Origin of the sequence: Acidovorax sp. Root219 (assembly GCF_001428665.1) — a bacterium.
Taxonomy (GTDB): domain Bacteria; phylum Pseudomonadota; class Gammaproteobacteria; order Burkholderiales; family Burkholderiaceae_C; genus Acidovorax.
The window spans coordinates 33,823-49,773 of sequence record NZ_LMIJ01000010.1 but is presented as its reverse complement, the minus strand read 5'-3'; the positions used below and the strand labels follow the sequence as shown (position 1 = coordinate 49,773).

Annotated in this window: 15 protein-coding genes and 1 riboswitch; of the genes, 5 read left to right on the top strand and 10 right to left on the bottom strand. The window is 68.8% G+C overall.

Annotation, left to right across the window (positions count from 1 at the left end; genetic code table 11):
• Positions 1 to 7: 7 nt before the first annotated feature.
• The 4 genes from lpxC (at position 8) to ASE28_RS08615 (ending at position 5,238) form a co-directional block, all read left to right on the top strand.
• Entirely contained in the window at positions 8 to 931 is a 924-nt protein-coding gene (gene lpxC / locus ASE28_RS08625) for a UDP-3-O-acyl-N-acetylglucosamine deacetylase (RefSeq protein WP_057266235.1), read from the top strand.
• Positions 932 to 940: 9 nt separating this feature from the next.
• On the top strand, positions 941 to 1,114 hold the full coding sequence (locus ASE28_RS32585) for a hypothetical protein (RefSeq protein WP_164470706.1): 174 nt from the start codon (positions 941 to 943) through the stop codon (positions 1,112 to 1,114).
• A gap of 132 nt (positions 1,115 to 1,246) precedes the next feature.
• A riboswitch (TPP riboswitch) is annotated at positions 1,247 to 1,370 on the top strand.
• A 115-nt stretch (positions 1,371 to 1,485) separates the two neighbouring features.
• Positions 1,486 to 3,381 carry a phosphomethylpyrimidine synthase ThiC gene (gene thiC, locus ASE28_RS08620; protein WP_057266233.1) on the top strand — a complete coding sequence of 632 codons (1,896 nt, stop codon included), beginning with the start codon at positions 1,486 to 1,488 and terminating at the stop codon, positions 3,379 to 3,381.
• 174 nt (positions 3,382 to 3,555) lie between these two features.
• Positions 3,556 to 5,238, top strand: a complete 1,683-nt coding sequence (locus ASE28_RS08615) for a methyl-accepting chemotaxis protein (RefSeq protein WP_057266231.1) — start codon at positions 3,556 to 3,558, stop codon at positions 5,236 to 5,238.
• A gap of 105 nt (positions 5,239 to 5,343) precedes the next feature.
• On the opposite strand, the gene ASE28_RS08610 is transcribed toward ASE28_RS08615, so the two are convergent.
• The 10 genes from ASE28_RS08610 to gspG form a co-directional block, all read right to left on the bottom strand.
• The gene (locus ASE28_RS08610) at positions 5,344 to 6,732 is read right to left on the bottom strand and encodes a GspE/PulE family protein (RefSeq protein WP_057200174.1); all 1,389 of its coding nucleotides are present in this window, start codon (positions 6,730 to 6,732) and stop codon (positions 5,344 to 5,346) included.
• A 3-nt stretch (positions 6,733 to 6,735) separates the two neighbouring features.
• Entirely contained in the window at positions 6,736 to 9,339 is a 2,604-nt protein-coding gene (gene gspD / locus ASE28_RS08605; RefSeq protein ID WP_162262240.1) for a type II secretion system secretin GspD, read from the bottom strand.
• Between the two features lie 4 nt (positions 9,340 to 9,343).
• Positions 9,344 to 10,162 (bottom strand): type II secretion system protein N, encoded by an 819-nt coding sequence (gene gspN, locus ASE28_RS08600; protein ID WP_057266564.1) that lies wholly within the window; start codon positions 10,160 to 10,162, stop codon positions 9,344 to 9,346.
• Between the two features lie 17 nt (positions 10,163 to 10,179).
• Positions 10,180 to 10,857: a type II secretion system protein GspM gene (gene gspM / locus ASE28_RS08595; protein WP_057266229.1), complete on the bottom strand. Its 678-nt coding sequence runs from the start codon at positions 10,855 to 10,857 to the stop codon at positions 10,180 to 10,182.
• Positions 10,854 to 12,107: a type II secretion system protein GspL gene (gspL, locus tag ASE28_RS08590; protein ID WP_057266227.1), complete on the bottom strand. Its 1,254-nt coding sequence runs from the start codon at positions 12,105 to 12,107 to the stop codon at positions 10,854 to 10,856. Before gspL ends, gspM begins: the two co-directional genes overlap by 4 nt.
• A 50-nt stretch (positions 12,108 to 12,157) precedes the next feature.
• Positions 12,158 to 13,156, bottom strand: coding sequence for a type II secretion system minor pseudopilin GspK (gspK, locus tag ASE28_RS08585; RefSeq protein ID WP_057200177.1), 999 nt, complete (start codon positions 13,154 to 13,156; stop codon positions 12,158 to 12,160).
• Positions 13,156 to 13,872 carry a prepilin-type N-terminal cleavage/methylation domain-containing protein gene (locus ASE28_RS08580; RefSeq protein ID WP_082607994.1) on the bottom strand — a complete coding sequence of 239 codons (717 nt, stop codon included), beginning with the start codon at positions 13,870 to 13,872 and terminating at the stop codon, positions 13,156 to 13,158. Before ASE28_RS08580 ends, gspK begins: the two co-directional genes overlap by 1 nt.
• A 17-nt stretch (positions 13,873 to 13,889) precedes the next feature.
• Positions 13,890 to 14,264 carry a type II secretion system minor pseudopilin GspI gene (gspI, locus tag ASE28_RS08575; RefSeq protein WP_235514243.1) on the bottom strand — a complete coding sequence of 125 codons (375 nt, stop codon included), beginning with the start codon at positions 14,262 to 14,264 and terminating at the stop codon, positions 13,890 to 13,892.
• Complete coding sequence (locus ASE28_RS08570; RefSeq protein WP_057200179.1) at positions 14,261 to 14,686, bottom strand: prepilin-type N-terminal cleavage/methylation domain-containing protein; 426 nt, start codon at positions 14,684 to 14,686, stop codon at positions 14,261 to 14,263. The genes gspI and ASE28_RS08570 overlap by 4 nt, the downstream gene beginning before the upstream one ends.
• 278 nt (positions 14,687 to 14,964) lie before the next feature.
• The gene (gene gspG, locus ASE28_RS08560; RefSeq protein ID WP_057200181.1) at positions 14,965 to 15,429 is read right to left on the bottom strand and encodes a type II secretion system major pseudopilin GspG; all 465 of its coding nucleotides are present in this window, start codon (positions 15,427 to 15,429) and stop codon (positions 14,965 to 14,967) included.
• A gap of 47 nt (positions 15,430 to 15,476) precedes the next feature.
• On the opposite strand from gspG, the gene ASE28_RS08555 reads away from it, so the two are divergent.
• Positions 15,477 to 15,932 (top strand): type II secretion system protein N, encoded by a 456-nt coding sequence (locus tag ASE28_RS08555; protein ID WP_057266225.1) that lies wholly within the window; start codon positions 15,477 to 15,479, stop codon positions 15,930 to 15,932.
• The last annotated feature ends 19 nt before the right edge of the window (positions 15,933 to 15,951 follow it).

Below are 15,951 nucleotides of genomic sequence, written 5' to 3'. Positions count from 1 at the left end.
TGCGAGAATGCTCCAGCAACGCACCCTCAAGACCTTGACCCGCGCCGTCGGCGTGGGGCTGCACAGTGGCCAGAGGGTCGAGCTGACCCTGCGGCCTGCGCAGCCCGACACCGGCATCGTGTTCCGCCGGGTCGATCTGCCCCAGCCCGTGGACATCCCGATCCGGGCCGACGCGGTGACGGACACGCGCCTGGCCTCCACCATCGGGGTCGGCAGTGCCAAGGTGCATACCGTGGAGCATCTCATGTCGGCGTGCGCCGGCCTGGGGCTCGATAACCTGTACGTGGACATCACGGCTGAAGAGGTGCCCATCCTCGACGGGTCGTCGTCCTCCTTCGTGTTCCTGCTGCAAAGCGCGGGGATCGAGCTGCAGAAAGCCCCCAAGCGCTTCATCCGCGTCAAGCGCCCGGTGGAGGTGCGCGAGGGCAGTGGTGCCCAGGCCAAGTGGGCGCGCCTCGTGCCCTACCATGGCTACAAGCTGAGCTTCGAGATCGATTTCGACCACCCTGCGGTGGACTCTACTGGCCAGCGTGTGGAGTTCGACCTGGGCGAGGGCAACTACAGCCGCGACATCGCACGCGCACGCACCTTCGGTTTCACGCGCGATGTGGAGATGATGCGCTCCAACGGCCTGGCCCTGGGCGGCGGGCTGGACAACGCCATCGTGATGGACGACTACAAGGTGCTCAACAGCGATGGGCTGCGCTACGACGACGAGTTCGTCAAGCACAAGATCCTCGACGCCATGGGCGACCTGTACATCATCGGCAAGCCTCTGCTGGCGGCCTACAGCGCCTTCCGCTCGGGCCATGCGATGAACAACCTGCTGCTGCGCGAACTGCTGTCCCAGCCCGATGCCTGGGAAGAGGTTACCTTCGAGGATGAGCGCCAGGCACCGCGCGGCTTTGCGCAGCCGGCGCGCGCCTGGTAAGCACCCGCCATGGTGCTCTTTCGCTGGGCCGTCATGGCGCTGCTGCTGGCAGCCGCCGTATCGTTCGCGTTCTACGCGGGCACCGGTCAGCCCCATTACAAGCGCTGGGGCCTGGTGGTGCTCAAGTGGACCGTCATCGCAGCTGTGTTCTTCTTCGCCGTGGCGATCATCGGGCGCATCTGATACGGATTTGCCTTCAACCGTCTAACGTCGTTGGTTCGCCTTGCCGTGCTACAGCACTGTCTGCGGCTCCCGCCTAGTCATACGATCGAATGCAAATCCGTAGAAACAACGCAGGCCGGTATCGATATACTGGCGCCTGCTCCGGGGTGTGCGAAAGCGCTGAGATGCATGGGGCCTGACCAACAATCAGGCTGCCTGCGAACCCGACGAACTTGATCCGGTTCATACCGGCGGAAGAAGAGCCGACCTCCATGCCCGTGCGCGCCTCTGCTGGCCCGCAGGGTGGGCTGTACATGCGCCATGGCGCGTGTACGGGGCGCAGGTCCATTCCGGAGCAATTCCCTTTGCCACCGGAACTGGAGACCCGCCCCATGAATGCACCCGATCCCCTCGCCCGTGAAAAATTCGCCGAGCTGCTGGCCGCCACGCGCGAGCCGTTCCCGGCCTCGCGCAAGGCCTACCTGCCAGGCCACCTGCATGCCGACCTGCGCGTGCCCGTGCGCGACATCGCACTGACCAACGGCGAGCAGGTCAGCGTCTACGACACCTCGGGCCCCTACACCGATCCCGACGCCGTGATCGACGTGCGCCGCGGCCTGGCCAGTGTGCGCGGCGGCTGGATCACCGGCCGTGGCGACGTGGAGCACTACGAGGGCCGCGCGCCTCTGGCGCTGGACGACGGCCAGAAGAGCGAGGACGCCGTGCGCCTGGCCCAGCTGCGCGCCGAAGCGGCCGCGCTGCAGCGCAAGCCCCTGCGCGCGCGCAGCGGTGCCAACGTGACGCAGATGCACTACGCGCGCCAAGGCATCGTCACCCCCGAGATGGAGTACGTGGCCATCCGCGAGAACGGCAAGCGCGAGTGGATGGCGCAGTACCTGGCCGATGCCGGGCGCGAGCAGCGCCTGGCGGGCAACCCCATGGGCGCGAGCATCCCGCGCACCATCACGCCCGAGTTCGTGCGCGACGAAGTGGCGCGCGGGCGCGCCATCATCCCTGCCAACGTCAACCACCCCGAGGTGGAGCCCATGGCCATCGGGCGCAATTTCCTGGTCAAGATCAACGCCAACATCGGCAACTCGGCCGTCACCTCCAGCATCGAGGAGGAGGTCGAAAAGCTCGTCTGGGCCATCCGCTGGGGGGCCGACAACGTGATGGACCTGTCCACCGGCAAGAACATCCACACCACGCGCGACTGGATCGTGCGCAACAGCCCGGTGCCCATCGGCACCGTACCCATCTACCAAGCACTCGAGAAGGTCGGCGGCGTGGCCGAAGACCTGACCTGGGCGATCTTCCGCGACACGCTGATCGAACAGGCCGAGCAGGGCGTGGATTACTTCACCATCCATGCCGGCGTGCGCCTGGCCTACATCCACCTCACGGCGGCGCGGCGCACGGGCATCGTCTCGCGCGGCGGCTCCATCATGGCCAAGTGGTGCATGGCGCACCACCGCGAGAGCTTCCTGTACGAGCATTTTGAAGACATCTGCGACATCATGAAGGCCTACGACGTGTCCTTCAGCCTGGGCGACGGTCTGCGCCCCGGCTGTGCATCGGACGCCAACGATGAGGCGCAGTTTGCCGAGCTGCACACCCTGGGCGAGTTGACCCAGGTGGCCTGGAAGCACGACGTGCAGACCATGATCGAAGGCCCGGGCCACGTGCCCATGCACATGATCCAGGCCAACATGACCGAGCAGCTCAAGACTTGCCATGAGGCACCGTTCTACACCCTGGGCCCGCTGACCATCGACATCGCCCCCGGCTACGACCACATCGCCTCGGCCATCGGCGCCGCCATGATCGGCTGGATGGGCACGGCCATGCTGTGCTACGTGACACCCAAGGAGCACCTGGGCCTGCCTGACCGCGACGACGTCAAGCAGGGCATCATTGCCTACAAGATCGCGGCGCATGCGGCCGACGTGGCCAAGGGGCACCCGGGATCGCGCGCGCGCGACGATGCCCTGAGCCAGGCGCGCTTCGATTTTCGCTGGCAGGACCAGTTCAACCTGGGCCTGGACCCCGAGACCGCCAAGGAATACCACGACGAAACCCTGCCCAAGGACAGTGCCAAGGTGGCGCATTTCTGCTCCATGTGCGGGCCCAAGTTCTGCTCGATGAAGATTACCCAGGAAGTGCGCGAATTCGCGGCGCAGAAGGGCCTGGCAGAGAGCGAAGCGCTCTCAAATGGCATGGAAGCCAAGGCCGTGGAATTCCAGCGCGGCGGTGGCGAGTTGTATGTGCCCATCCACCCGGTGAAATAAGCGTGGCTACTGCCCCCGCAGTTTGGCTGCTGGGGGCAGGGGGGCGGTACATACCCTCTGGGGTGGAGCGTGCGGGGCGCATACAGTCGCGCCCACACACGCTCCGTAGGGACAAGTCACCCTATGGCACCAAAGTTGCTATGCTTGAGTTGTCAAAAAATGTAAGGAAGAGCGATGAACCTGCTCAGCCGTCTTTCCATCCGCGCACGTCTTTATTTCGGCACGATTTTCTCCCTGGTTCTGCTCGTGGTCATCGGTGCCATGGGGTATCTGGCGCTGGAGCGCACCCGCAGCACCCTGGACCAGCTGTTCTCCCAGCGGGTGCAGACCCTGACCGATGTGGCCGAGCTGCGCACCACCCTGGGTGACCTGCGCCGGTCCGAAAAAGACATCATCATCAGCTTCAACAACTCCGTCGAGGTCGCGGCCCTGCGTGAGAGCTGGAAGAAATCGCTCACCGCGCTGAACAAGGGCATGGCCGATGTGCGCCAGGTGCAGTCGGGCGATACGGCCTTCGTCGAGTCCATCGACAAGTCCCTGGCCGAGGTCAAGGAATACGAGGCCGGCATCTCTCCCGTGTTCGAGCAGATCGAGCGCGCCCAGATCGATGGCGCCGTGGGCGGTGCCTATGCCGACCGCCTCAAGAAGCACATGGAGGCCACCGACAAGCTGCTGTCCGACCTCTCCGTGACGGCACGCACCAAGATGGACGAGGCGCGCGAGGGCGTGAACACGCTGACCACCACCATGTCCGGCCTGATCGGCATCGTGCTGGTGCTGGCCCTGGCCGTGCTCATCCCGCTGACCTTCTTCAGTGTGCGCTCCATCACCCGCTCGATCGCGCAGGCCAGCGAACTGGCCGAGCGCATTGCCGGCGGTGACCTGTCGCAGGACGTGCAGGTGACTTCGCAGGACGAGGTGGGCCAGCTCGTGGCCTCCATGGCACGCATGCAGGACGCCTTGCGTGGCCTGGTCCAGCAGGTGCAGGAGGCGGCCAGCAACATCTCCACGGCCAGCACCGAGATCGCCTCGGGCAACCACGACCTGAGCCACCGCACCGAACAGACGGCCGCCAACCTCGAAGAGGCCGCTTCGTCGATGGAGCTGCTCACCAGCACCATCGGCCAGAGCGCCCAGTCCTCGCGCCAGGCCAGCGACTTCGCCTCGTCGGCCGCCGAGGTGGCCGGGCGTGGCGGTGTGGTGGTCTCCCAGGTGGTGACCACCATGGACCAAATCACCACCAGCTCGCGCAAGATCGCCGACATCACTGGCGTCATCGACGGCATTGCCTTCCAGACCAACATCCTGGCCCTCAATGCGGCGGTGGAAGCCGCCCGTGCCGGAGAGCAAGGCCGGGGCTTTGCCGTGGTGGCCAGCGAGGTGCGCAGCCTGGCCCAGCGCTCGGCAGCGGCTGCCAAGGAGATCAAGGGCCTGATCGGCTCCTCGGTGGAGCGTGTGGAAGACGGCTCGCGCCTGGTGAGCCAGGCGGGAGCGACCATGAACGAGATCGTGGGCAGCGTGCGCCGCGTCTCGGACATCATCAGCGAGATCACGGCATCGTCCGCCGAGCAGCGCGACAACGTGGGCCACATCAGCCAGTCGGTGAGCCAGCTGGACAACATGACGCAGCAGAACGCCGCGCTGGTCGAGCAGTCCACTGCGGCCTCCGAATCCCTGCGTGAGCAGGCCCTGCAACTGACCCAGGCCGTGAGCCAGTTCAAGCTGCAGCCGGGAGCCAGGGCCGCCAGCCCGGGTGCGGGCGGCAGCATGCCGACCCCACGCCAGGGCATCCCTGCGCCGGCCCAGCGGCCTGCCGTTCCGGTGCGCGCGCCCAAGCAGGCATTGCAGATCCGCTGACGGTCTGCCGGCTATCCCCGGCTGCACCCAGCAAAAAGCCCCTGTCGCCGGTTGGTGACGGGGGCTTTTTTCTTGGGGCGCTTGGGCTTGCGTTGCGAAGGTCTGCTAATCCCTTGTGACGCGCAGCACTTCCTCGCGGCTGGTGATGCCGGCGGCAATGAGGCGCTCGCCGTCTTCGCGCATCAGCGCCATGCCGCCTGCGAGGGCCGCCGTGCGGATGTCCGCCTCGGAGGCCTGGTTGTGGATCTGCGCGCGGATGGCGTCGTTGGTCACCAGCAGCTCGAACAGGCCGGTACGGCCGGTGTAGCCGGTCTGGCCGCAGTGCTCGCAGCCGGCACCCTGGCAGTGGCTGCAGTACTTGCGCACCAGCCGCTGGGCCAGCACGCCGAGCAATGAGGACGACAGCAGGAAGGGCTCCACGCCCATGTCGGTCAGGCGCGTCACGGCGCTGGCCGCGTCGTTGGTGTGCAGCGTGGCCAGCACCAGGTGGCCCGTGAGCGAGGCCTGGATGGCGATCTGCGCGGTCTCGAAATCGCGGATTTCGCCGATCATGATGATGTCCGGGTCCTGGCGCAAAATGGCGCGCAGGGCCTTGGCGAAGGTCAGCTCGATCTTGCTGTTGACCTGGGTCTGGCCCACGCCGGGCAGCTCGTACTCGATGGGGTCTTCCACCGTCATGATGTTGTTGCGCGTGGCATCGAGCCGCCCCAGGCCGGCGTACAGCGTGGTCGTCTTGCCCGAGCCTGTGGGCCCGGTCACGAGGATGATGCCGTGCGGCTGGGCAATCAGGCCCTCGAAGCGGCGCAGCGTGTCGCCCTGCATGCCCACGGCTTCCAGGCTGAGCTTGCTCTCGCTCTTGTCCAGAAGGCGCAGCACGGCGCGCTCGCCATGGGCGCTGGGCAGGGTGGAGACGCGCACGTCGATGGCGCGCGTGCCCAGGCGCAGGCTGATGCGCCCGTCCTGCGGCAGGCGCTTTTCCGAAATGTCGAGGTCGGCCATGATCTTCAGGCGCGAGATCAGTGCGGCGTGCAGGGCGCGGTTGGGCTGCACCACTTCGCGCAGAGAGCCGTCGACGCGAAAGCGCACGCTCGAATGCCGCTCGTAGGGCTCGATGTGGATGTCGCTCGCGCCGTCGCGCGCGGCTTGCGTGAGCAGGGCGTTGAGCATGCGGATGATGGGCGCGTCGTCGGCCGTTTCCAGCAGATCTTCCACCGCCGGCAGGTCCTGCATCATGCGCGACAGGTCGGCGTCGGACTCGACTTCGCTCACCACGGTGGCAGCGCTCGACTCGCCCTGGGCATAGGCTGCGCTGATGCGCTGGGCCAGGGCCGGGGCCGCCAGCGACTGCAGGTGGCGGATCTTGTGCTTGCGCATCACTTCCGACAGCGCGGTCACGTCGGGTGCAGGGCCGTGCCACAGCACGAGCTGCTGGCCATCGTCCTCCAGCAGCAGCTGCGAGGTGCGGGCAAACGCGTAGGGCAGGGGGTGGCGCATGGGTCAGAGCGTCTGGCGGGTCACCGTGGCGGCGGGCGCGAGCTCGCGCACCATCGCGGCAGCGGAGTCGGCCGAGGCCGGGTTATGGTACGGGCCTACACGCACGCTGGTGCGGGGGCCCTGGCTGGTGTCCACCGGCTGCTCCGAGATGGGGAGCGCCGAATTGCGCAGCCTGGCCAGTGCAGCCTGCGAGGCCGAGTCATCGCCGAACACGCCGGCACGCACGTAGTAGGTCGGTGCAGTGGCCGCAGCGGGCGCCGGGGCTTCACTGATGGGCACGCCCGAAGGCGTCAACTGGGGTGCTGGTTGAACAGGCGTCACCAGGTCCTGCAGGGGGGCAGGCTGCAAGCGCGTTGCCGGGGCGCTACGCTGGGGCAGTTCCGGCAAGACAGGAGCGCCCGATATCGACCGCAGCGGCAGGCTCGACGCGGGTTGCGTCACCTGCTGCAGCCCGCGGATCGCGTCGTAGCGGTCTGCCATCAGGGCTTCGCTGGTGGCCGCATCGCGCACCACCACGGGGCGCAGGAAGACCATCAGGTTGGTCTTGTTGCGCGTGCGGTTTTCGCTGCGGAACAGGCCGCCAACCAGAGGCAGATCGCCCATCACCGGCACCTTGTCCTCGCCCTGGGAGTAGCTGTCTTCGAGCAGACCGCCGAGAACGATGATGTTGCCATCGTCCACCACCACGTTCGACTCGATGGAGCGCTTGCTCGTCGTGGGGCCGTTCACGTCAGAGAGGGTCGCGCGGTCGATCTTGGAGACCTCCTGGTAGATCGACATCTTCACGGTGCCGTTCTCGCTGATCTGCGGGCGCACCTTGAGCATCAGGCCCACGTCCTTGCGCTCCACCGTGGTGAAGGGGTTCACCGTGTTGCTGCCGCCGGTGTTGGCATACGAGCCGGTCGGGAAGGGCACGTTGTTGCCGATCACGATGCGCGCTTCCTCGTTGTCCAGCGTCATCAGGTTGGGGGTGGACAGCACATTGGCATCACCGCTGTTCTGCAGGAAGTTGGCCAGGGCGCCCAGGTAGTACTGGCCATTGATGCGCGGTGCAAGGGCCAGGTTCAGGCCCTTGCTCAGCGTGCTGGCTGCCGAGGTGATGGCGCTGGTGCTTCCACTGGCCAGTGCTCCTGTGACATTCAGGATGTTCGCACCTCCACCTTGGACCGAATTGGTGCCGATGACGCCGACGGTGCCATCGCCCTGCTTGCCCAAAACCCCTTGCCACTGGATGCCGAACTCCGCCAGCTTGGTAGCCGAGACCTCTACGATCATGCTTTCCACCAGCACCTGGGCCCGTCGACCGTCGAGTTGGTCGATCACTGCGCGCAGTTGGCGGAACAGCGGCTCGGGCGCCGTGATGATCAGCGAGTTGGTGGTCGGGTCGGCCTGGATCTGGCCGCCGGTGGAGGGCTGGTTGCTGTTGGCGCTGCCCATGCCCGAGCCGGCGCCCATGCCGGAACTGCTGCCCAGCCCGCCGAGGCTGCTGTTGCTGCTGCTGTTGGAGCCGCCGCTCAGGCCGCCGCTGTTGCTGCCGCCACCCGACAGTGAGCTGGACGGTGCACCCCCACCGGAAATCGCCGGCGTACTGGCGCTGGCCCCTCCGCTGGCGTTGCCGCCCATGCTGGCCATGGCCGCGCGCAGGGTGGTGGCGAGCTTGGTGGCATCGGCGTTCTTGAGGTAGACCACATGGATGTTGCCCGTGGAGGCGCTGCTGCCCGGCACCGGGGGCTGGTCGAGCTTGTCGACGAGGGCACGCACCATGGCCACCCGTGCAGGGTTGGCCGCACGCAGGATCAGCGAATTGCTGCGCGGCTCGGCCAGCAGCGTGGTCTTGAACGAGGTATCCGCCTGGCCCTGGGCAGCGGCGGGGGCGGCGCCACTGCCGCCATCGATGAGGCGTGCCACCAGGGGTGCGAGGTCGACCGCCAGGGCGTTGCGCAGCGGGATGATCTCCACATCGCTGGCGTTGGAGACGTCCATCGCCGCGATGATGCGGCCCAGGCGTTGCAGGTTGTCGGCGTAGTCGGTGATCACCAGCGAGTTGTTGCCGGGGTTCACGTTGATGGTGTTGTTGGGGCTGATCAGCGGGCGCAGCACCGGCACCAGGTTGCCCGCATTTTCGTAATTGAGCTTGAAGATCTGCGTCACGATCTGCCCGCCGCCGGGCGTGCCGCGCGCAGAGCCCGACTCGCTCACGCCCACGCTGCCGCTTTGCAGCTTGGCGTCGGCCTCGGGCACCACCTTGTACAGGCCGGCCGATTCAACCACCGTGAAGCCCTGCAGGCGCAGTGCGGCCAGGAACTGCTGGAACGCGGCCGAGGGGGGCACTGCGCGCTCGGTGATCAACGTGAGCTGGCCCTTCACGCGCGGGTCGACCACCACGTTGCGCCCGGTGATGGTGGCCATGGTGCGGGCCACGGCCTCGATCTCGGCGTTGGCGAAGTTCAGCGTGACGGGTTCGTTCCCGCGCACGCTGCTGGTGCCCGTGCCAACGGCTGTCTGCGCCAGCGCCAGCGGGCTGCTGGTGAGCAGCATGGCGGCCAGGGTGATCGAGCTGACGGCGCATTGCAGGTGCGGCGAAAGGGAGGATGCGGAAGTCGTCATAGGGTCAACCCACGGTGATGAGGGAGCGCGCGCCGTTGCGCCGTCCGATGATGTTCAGAAGATTGGTGAGCGCCGCTTCGCGGTCGGGCGCTGCACTGGCCTCGCCCGCAAAGCGCAGGCGCTGGCCTACCCATTGGCCGGTGCCGCTCAATTGCAGGTGGCCGCTCAGGGTGGTCAAGGTCAGGATGGGCACCTCGCCACCCTGCACGGCCAGCCGGTAGCTGCCCATGGGGCGCAGGGTGGACAGGCGCGAGGACATGTCCAGCGCATCGAGCTGCACCTTGCCGTCCAGCACCATGCGGCCGGCCTGCCAGGCGGCTTGCAGCCCCTGGGTCTGCAGCACCAGCTGGCCTTGCGGCTGCAGCGTGTTCCAGGGAGTGCCCAGGCCCGAGAGCAATGCGGCGGGCCAGTTGCTCTGGCCATCGCCCACCGTCAGGCGCAGTTGCGAGAGGCCCAGCGCCAGCCGCGCCTGCAGCGGCTGCGCGGTGCAGCAGGGGGCCTGCACCTGTGCGCGCACGCCATTCAGGGTGGGGCGCAATGTCCATTGCAGGCGCCCGGGCAGCGCCGTGCGGTCCTGGCTGGCGGTGCCGCCGGTCAGGACCAATTGAGCAGAGCCACTCCAGACCGTGCCACGCGCTTCCGACAGCAGCAGTTGCCCACCCGTGGCCCGGGCCAGGCCCTGCGCCAGCCATTGCGCCGGGGCAAAGACCACCAGCGCAGGCAGCAGGCCGGCCAGGGCGCCGCCCACCGCCCAGCCCCAGGGCGAGCGCGGTACGGCACCGGTGGTGCGCGAGGAGGTGCGTGTGCTGCGGGTGGGGGACACGGGGCGTTCCGTGGGGGTCACCGTGCAGGCAGGGCCAGCACCAGCGTGCCGTCCCAGCGCGGGGTCCCGGGGGCAGAGCCCTCAGGTGCGTTGCCCTGTACGGGGTTGGCGCCCATGGCGGGCATGTTGCCGGGAATCGGCGGCATCAGCGAGCCTGAGGGCACGGCCCCCGCTCCCAGTGCCGGTAAGGCCGGCGCCGCGGCGGGGCCTTGCGGGGCCGGGCGGGCATTGCCTGTTGTCGTTGCGGGCGTGGTCGGGTTGGCAGTGCGGGTCAGGCGCGCCTCGATGGGCACGGCTCGGGCATTGCTGCGCGCCAGGGCCAGCCACTGCGCCAGGGCATCGGCAGGGGCGGCCTTGAGCGTCACGGTGGCACGGTCGCCGGTCACGTTGAGCTGGGCGGCTGTGCCCATGCGCTGGGTCAGGCCGTTGCGCAGGGCGCCGGTAGGGTCGCCCGTGCTGTTGCGCGGTGCGGCCTGCAACTGCTGAGCCTCGGCCTGCAGGCTGCGCATGCGCTGCAGCTGCGTGTCCAGTTCGGCGTGGCGCTTGGGGGCGGTGCGCAAGGTCTGCAGGGCCGGTGAAATGGCCACCCACCACACCAGGGCCAGGCCCACCAGGGCGGCAGCACCCAGCACGAAGTTCTGTTCGCGCGGGGCCATGGCCTGCCATTGGGTTTTCAAGGGGGCGAGCTGGCTCATGGGGCGGTCTCCGCACGCAGCACCAGGCTGCCATCGTCCAGGCGGCCGGTGTAGCCGGCAGCCCGCAGTCGGGTGGTGAGCACGGGTTCCTCTTGGGGTGCAAGCGGCAGGCCGCGCAGGCGCAGCTCGCCGGTGGTGAATTCCAGGCCGGTAGGGATGCGGCCATCGGGCAGCACGCTGCCGGCAGCGGCCATCATGGGCTCCAGGTCGCGCGGCGAGAAGCTGCCGGACGCCTGGCGCAGCAGCGCCATCTCGCGTTCCATCTGCTCCAGGGGGGCGATCACGGCCTGCACCTGCGGGAAGGTCTGCGTGAAGGTGCTGCGCAGGCTGGTCTGTTTGGCGGCCAAGGCCTGCCTCTCCTGCCAGGCCCAGACGTTCAGGCCCGCCAGGTGCGCCAGTACGAGCACGCCCAGCGCCCAGCGCGCTGCGCGCCACTGGGGGGCGTACAGCAGGGCGCTCAGCACGCCGCCGGCCTTGCGCAGGGCGCGCGAACGGCTGGTGCTGGACAGGTCGAACTGCGCCAGGTCCCAGTCGCCGCGGGCGGCGTCCAGGGCGCGGGCGCTGGCCGTGTGCAGGTCCACCGGGTGGCCCAGGGCGCGTTCGGCCAGTTCCGCCACGGCCGGGTCGGCGCGCAAGGGGGCGGGGGGCGCATCGCTGCCGGCAGCGCCAAGGCCTGCCAAGGCCAGCGTGGCCGGCGTCAGGGGCAGCACCGAAATCCCCTGGTCGGCGCCCAGCCCGCACAGGATCAACTGGGGGTCGTCCGCCGTGCCGATGGCCGACACCTCGGGGCCGCCACTGGCCGTGGGGCCGGGCGCGAACTCGGGCACCACGCGGGACACGCGCCGGCCTGCGGCCTCCAGGGCCTGCAGGTGGGCGCGCAGCCAGGCGCGGTCGCACACGGCCACCCACACCGGCACGCCGGCCTGGGCGCCCGGTTGCAGCGCAAAGTGCAGCTGGGCCGTGTCGTCGAGCAGGCGGTCTTCGAGCAGGCCGTCCAGCACCGAGCGCAGGCGCGGCGTCTGCTGGCTGGCCCCCAGGGGCAGTCCGGGCGGCAACTGCACCTTTTGCCAGGACAGCGCCTCTATCGGCACCACGGCCACGACCTCGCCGGGGCGCGCGGTCTCGGGCAGCAGGGCGGCCTCGGTGAGCGCGTGGCGCTGTGCGGTGTGCCCGTCCGCAGTCAGCGTATAGCCGTACTGGGTCGATATCCCCGGAAGGGAGGGCGGCAGGGAAAGTATCAGCGTGCTCATGGGCGGGTAGTGCGGGCCATTTTAGGGTGTGCTGGGAGGGCTGCGCGCATTCAGCGCAGGCCCTGTTGCGCCGGGGCGGCAGTGTCCCGGTCGAAAGCGCCGCGTTCCCGCCACAGCGTCGTCACTTCCAGGCCCAGCTTGCGGACCAGGGAGCGCTCGTCCACAGTGGTGTTGTCCATGCGCAGCCGGCCCCGTACCTCGAAATAGGCCGAGGCGATGGCCAGGTCATTGGTGTCGAACGGGACCTTGCCCAGCACCTCGACCACTTCGGCCATGGAGCGGAAATGTTTCGATTCGCGGGCCTGCACCAGCTTCTGGGCACCGGCCATGTCCAGCCCGTCGATGCTGGCCCAGACCACGTCGATGCCCGCCGTGTTGAGGTTGACCGGTGTGCGCACCGGCAGGATGGTGACATGCGGCAGCAACGCCGCCACGGTGGGCGGCGACAGCCCCAGCCAGCCCAGCTGAGATACTGTCTGCGGCATGAGCGGGGCGCTGCCATCGGCCCCCGTGCGGGCCTGGGCCTTGCGCAGGTTTTCCAGCAGCAGCGCCAGCTCCTGCGAGGGCAGCCCCAGCCGCTCGAACAGCCGGGTGAACTGCTTCAAGGCCCCGGCCTGCACCTGCCCACCTTCGGCCAGGCTGGTGATGTTCAGGCGCGACTGCAGGTCGGTGATCTGCCCCGAGAGAAAGGCATCGGTGGTGTCGGTGCTGGCGTCTTCCACCTGCGCCACGCCGCGCTCGGCCGCGAGGAAGCTGGACAGCCGGGCTTCCTGCAGCGGCACCGCCCAGGGCTCGGCCAGGTGGTCGGCACCGCCGGCTCGGCCGTCTTCGCGCAGGATCAGGCGCGACCAGTCCAGCGCCCCCACCAGTATCCAGGCGGCCTGCACGCGGGCGCGCTCGGCGGTCTCGACCTCGATGGCGCGCCACTGCTGCCACAGGGAGGCGGCGGCAAACGTGGCCACCAGCGTCACTGTGAGCATGGCCGCGAGCAGCGCCGCGCCGCGCTGGGCCAGCGTTCGCCGTTGCCGGATGTTCGGTGCGCGGCGCATCAGGTGCGTCCCCCACCCAGTGTCGGGTTGACCCAGTCGCGCACGATGGCGCCGCTCAGTGCCTGGCCGGGTGACAGCGTGATCTGCAGCCGCACCCCATCGGGCAAGGTGGAGGCCGGGGTGCCTGCGGTCTGCCCGGCGCTCGACAGCGGGTTGGACCAGGCGCCGCCGCGGAAATAGAACAGCTGCCAGTTGGTGATGGGCACCAGGCTGATCTCGTAGCGCCGGGCCTGTTCGTCGGGCGTGCGCGCCCACTGCTCGGCCTGTTGCCAGGCCTGCTGCCATTCGGTTCGGTTGCGCACGGGCGGGGACTGCCAGCGCACCCACTGGCCGCCGCCCTCCACGCCCGGCGCATCACGCCGGGTCCAGGCCACCACCAGCGCGCCTTCGTCGGGCACGGCCGTGGTGCGGCGCGTGATGCGCAGCACCTGCCCGTCCCAGTCCATCGGGGTGGTGCTGGCCAGCGGCAGGATGGCGTCGAGGTCGGCGCCCCACTGCCCCAGGGCCGACTGGATCACCAGCATCTCATCGGCGCGCAGGCGCGTCTGCTCCTGCGCGCGCACCATGCCGTCGATGCCGCGCCAGCTCATGATGGCCAGGATGGACATCAGCGCAATGGCGACCAGCAGTTCGATCAGCGTGAAGCCGCCCGATGCCGCCGGCAACGGGCTGCGCTCGCGGCCTGGTGGCACAGAGAGGCGCGCAGGGTGGGTCATGGGCCTGGAGCGCATGGTCAATAGCGCCCCAGGATGGTCGATATGCGCAGGACGGAGTTTTCGCCGTCGAGCACCTGCGCATCCACCCGCCGAAAGCTCGGGTTGGGCGTGGGCCGCACGATCAGGCGCACGTCAAAGCGCCGGCCCGCCTGCTCGCAGGGCTGGGTGCTGTCACCCACGCTGGGCATCTGGCGCGACAGGCGCGTGCGCACCAGTTCGTTCTCGGCGCACAGCTGTGCCAGCACGATGTCGGACTGGCGCAGCGCATTGCGCGTGAGGGCATTCGTGGACTGCAGCCCCGCCATCAGCGCAATCGCCACGATGCTCAGGGCCACCAGCACCTCCACCAGCGTGAACCCCTGCTGGTGCGTGTTCATGGGAGTGCGGGTCATTGCACCGACTCCACACTGAAAGGCCGCAGCCCGTCCGTCACCACGCGCAGGGCCTGGTCGGGGTGGTCCTGGTGCGTGAGCAGCACCTGCTGCGCCCCGATCACCGGCTCGGGCCCGAGCAGCAGGATGGCATTGCCGCGCACCAGGGTGCCGGTGGCCAGCCACTGGTGCGGCAGCGCCTCGGGCGGCAGCCCCTCGAAATTGAAACCCTGCGGCCCGCCGCGCCAGCGCACCGGCACGCCACTGGCCCGCGACTGCGCCCGCCCCGATTCGAGCAGGGCAGCCAGCCGCGCCGCCTCGCGCTCGAGCTGCGTCTGCCCGTTGTCGCGCAGCGCCAGCGAAATACCCGCCGTCGCCAGCGCCATGATGCTGATGACCACCAGCAATTCGAGCATCGTGAATCCACGTGCACGGCGTGTCATGGGTGTTTGGAATGCCGGGCACACAGTGCTCGCAGCATCATCGCAGGCGTCAACGGTGTGCATGGGGCGCCGTTGCAACGGTCACAGCACCAGCCGAGGGCGGCCGGCCGCAGCGCCGGGCCGCCCCAAGCAAGGCCCGGCCCCCTCGGGGGGCAGCGACGACACGAAGTGCGGGAGCGTGGGGGCACCGGCCTTGCGCCGGGCCGCCCCAAGCAAGGCCCGGCCCCCCTGGGGGGCAGGGAGCGACACGCAGTGCGCGACCGTGGGGGCCAACATCCTTACTGCCAGCTGCCGATATCGGCATCCTTGCCTTCGCCGCCCGACTGCCCATCGGCACCGAAGGACATCACATCGATCTCGCCCTTGATGCCGGGGTTCAGGTACTGGTAAGGGCGGCCCCAGGGGTCGTTGTTGAGCTTTTCGAGGTACAGCTTCCAGTTGCCGGGAACCGGGCCGGACGTGGGCTTGGCCACCAGCGCCTGCAGGCCCTGCTCGGGCGTGGGGTAGCGCTGGTTGTCCAGCCGGTACAGCTTGAGCGCCTGCATGATGTTGGTGATGTCCGTCTTGGCGGCAGTGCTGCGCGCGTCGTCGGCGCGGTCGAGCACGTTGGGCACGATCAGCGCGGCCAGCACGCCGATGATGACCACCACCACCATCAGCTCGATCAGGGTGAAACCCCGGGCCAGGCTGCGGCGTGCGGAGCCCAGGGAGGCGGAGGAAGACAGGAAAGAAAGAGTGTTCACTGCAGGCGGTCTCGCTAGGGTCGTATCGGGTGAATCATAATCCCCGCATGGTGACCAATTCATACAGCAAATGGGGCGTGCGCCTGGGGACTCTGGCGTTCTGGGTCGCCGCGGGCGCCAGCGTGGCCTATTGGGGCCTGCGCCTGTCGAACCGGCCGGTCGCGCAAGCCGTTCCGGCGATGGCCTCCATGTCGGCGGTGCCCGATGCCCAGGCGGTCGCCCGGGTGCTGGGCGCCGTGCCGGCCGGCGCGGTGGCCGCCGTGGCGGCGCCAGTGGCCTCGCTGGCCAGCCGCTTTGCCCTGATTGGCGTGCTGTCCGGGCGCCAGAGTGGAGGCGGTGCCGCGCTGATCGCGGTAGACGGCAAGCCGCCCAAAACCTTCCGCGTGGGCACCCTGGTGGACTCCGGCATGGTCTTGCAGTCCCTCGGCCCGCGCCAGGCGCAACTGGGTGCCGATGTGGGCGGCCCGGCCATGCTCACGCTGGACATGCCGCGCAAGAACTGAGAGGCTGAGAATCTTTCGC

What these genes read in the sequence shown, in the direction of transcription:
- lpxC (WP_057266235.1), top strand. Translation starts at nt 8, where the DNA reads ATGCTCCAGCAACGCACCCTCAAGACCTTGACCCGCGCCGTCGGCGTG.
- ASE28_RS32585 (WP_164470706.1), top strand. Translation starts at nt 941, where the DNA reads ATGGTGCTCTTTCGCTGGGCCGTCATGGCGCTGCTGCTGGCAGCCGCC.
- thiC (WP_057266233.1), top strand. Translation starts at nt 1,486, where the DNA reads ATGAATGCACCCGATCCCCTCGCCCGTGAAAAATTCGCCGAGCTGCTG.
- ASE28_RS08615 (WP_057266231.1), top strand. Translation starts at nt 3,556, where the DNA reads ATGAACCTGCTCAGCCGTCTTTCCATCCGCGCACGTCTTTATTTCGGC.
- ASE28_RS08610 (WP_057200174.1), bottom strand. Translation starts at nt 6,732, where the DNA reads ATGCGCCACCCCCTGCCCTACGCGTTTGCCCGCACCTCGCAGCTGCTG.
- gspD (WP_162262240.1), bottom strand. Translation starts at nt 9,339, where the DNA reads ATGACGACTTCCGCATCCTCCCTTTCGCCGCACCTGCAATGCGCCGTC.
- gspM (WP_057266229.1), bottom strand. Translation starts at nt 10,857, where the DNA reads ATGAGCCAGCTCGCCCCCTTGAAAACCCAATGGCAGGCCATGGCCCCG.
- gspL (WP_057266227.1), bottom strand. Translation starts at nt 12,107, where the DNA reads ATGAGCACGCTGATACTTTCCCTGCCGCCCTCCCTTCCGGGGATATCG.
- gspK (WP_057200177.1), bottom strand. Translation starts at nt 13,156, where the DNA reads ATGCGCCGCGCACCGAACATCCGGCAACGGCGAACGCTGGCCCAGCGC.
- ASE28_RS08580 (WP_082607994.1), bottom strand. Translation starts at nt 13,872, where the DNA reads ATGACCCACCCTGCGCGCCTCTCTGTGCCACCAGGCCGCGAGCGCAGC.
- gspI (WP_235514243.1), bottom strand. Translation starts at nt 14,264, where the DNA reads ATGACCCGCACTCCCATGAACACGCACCAGCAGGGGTTCACGCTGGTG.
- ASE28_RS08570 (WP_057200179.1), bottom strand. Translation starts at nt 14,686, where the DNA reads ATGACACGCCGTGCACGTGGATTCACGATGCTCGAATTGCTGGTGGTC.
- ASE28_RS08555 (WP_057266225.1), top strand. Translation starts at nt 15,477, where the DNA reads ATGGTGACCAATTCATACAGCAAATGGGGCGTGCGCCTGGGGACTCTG.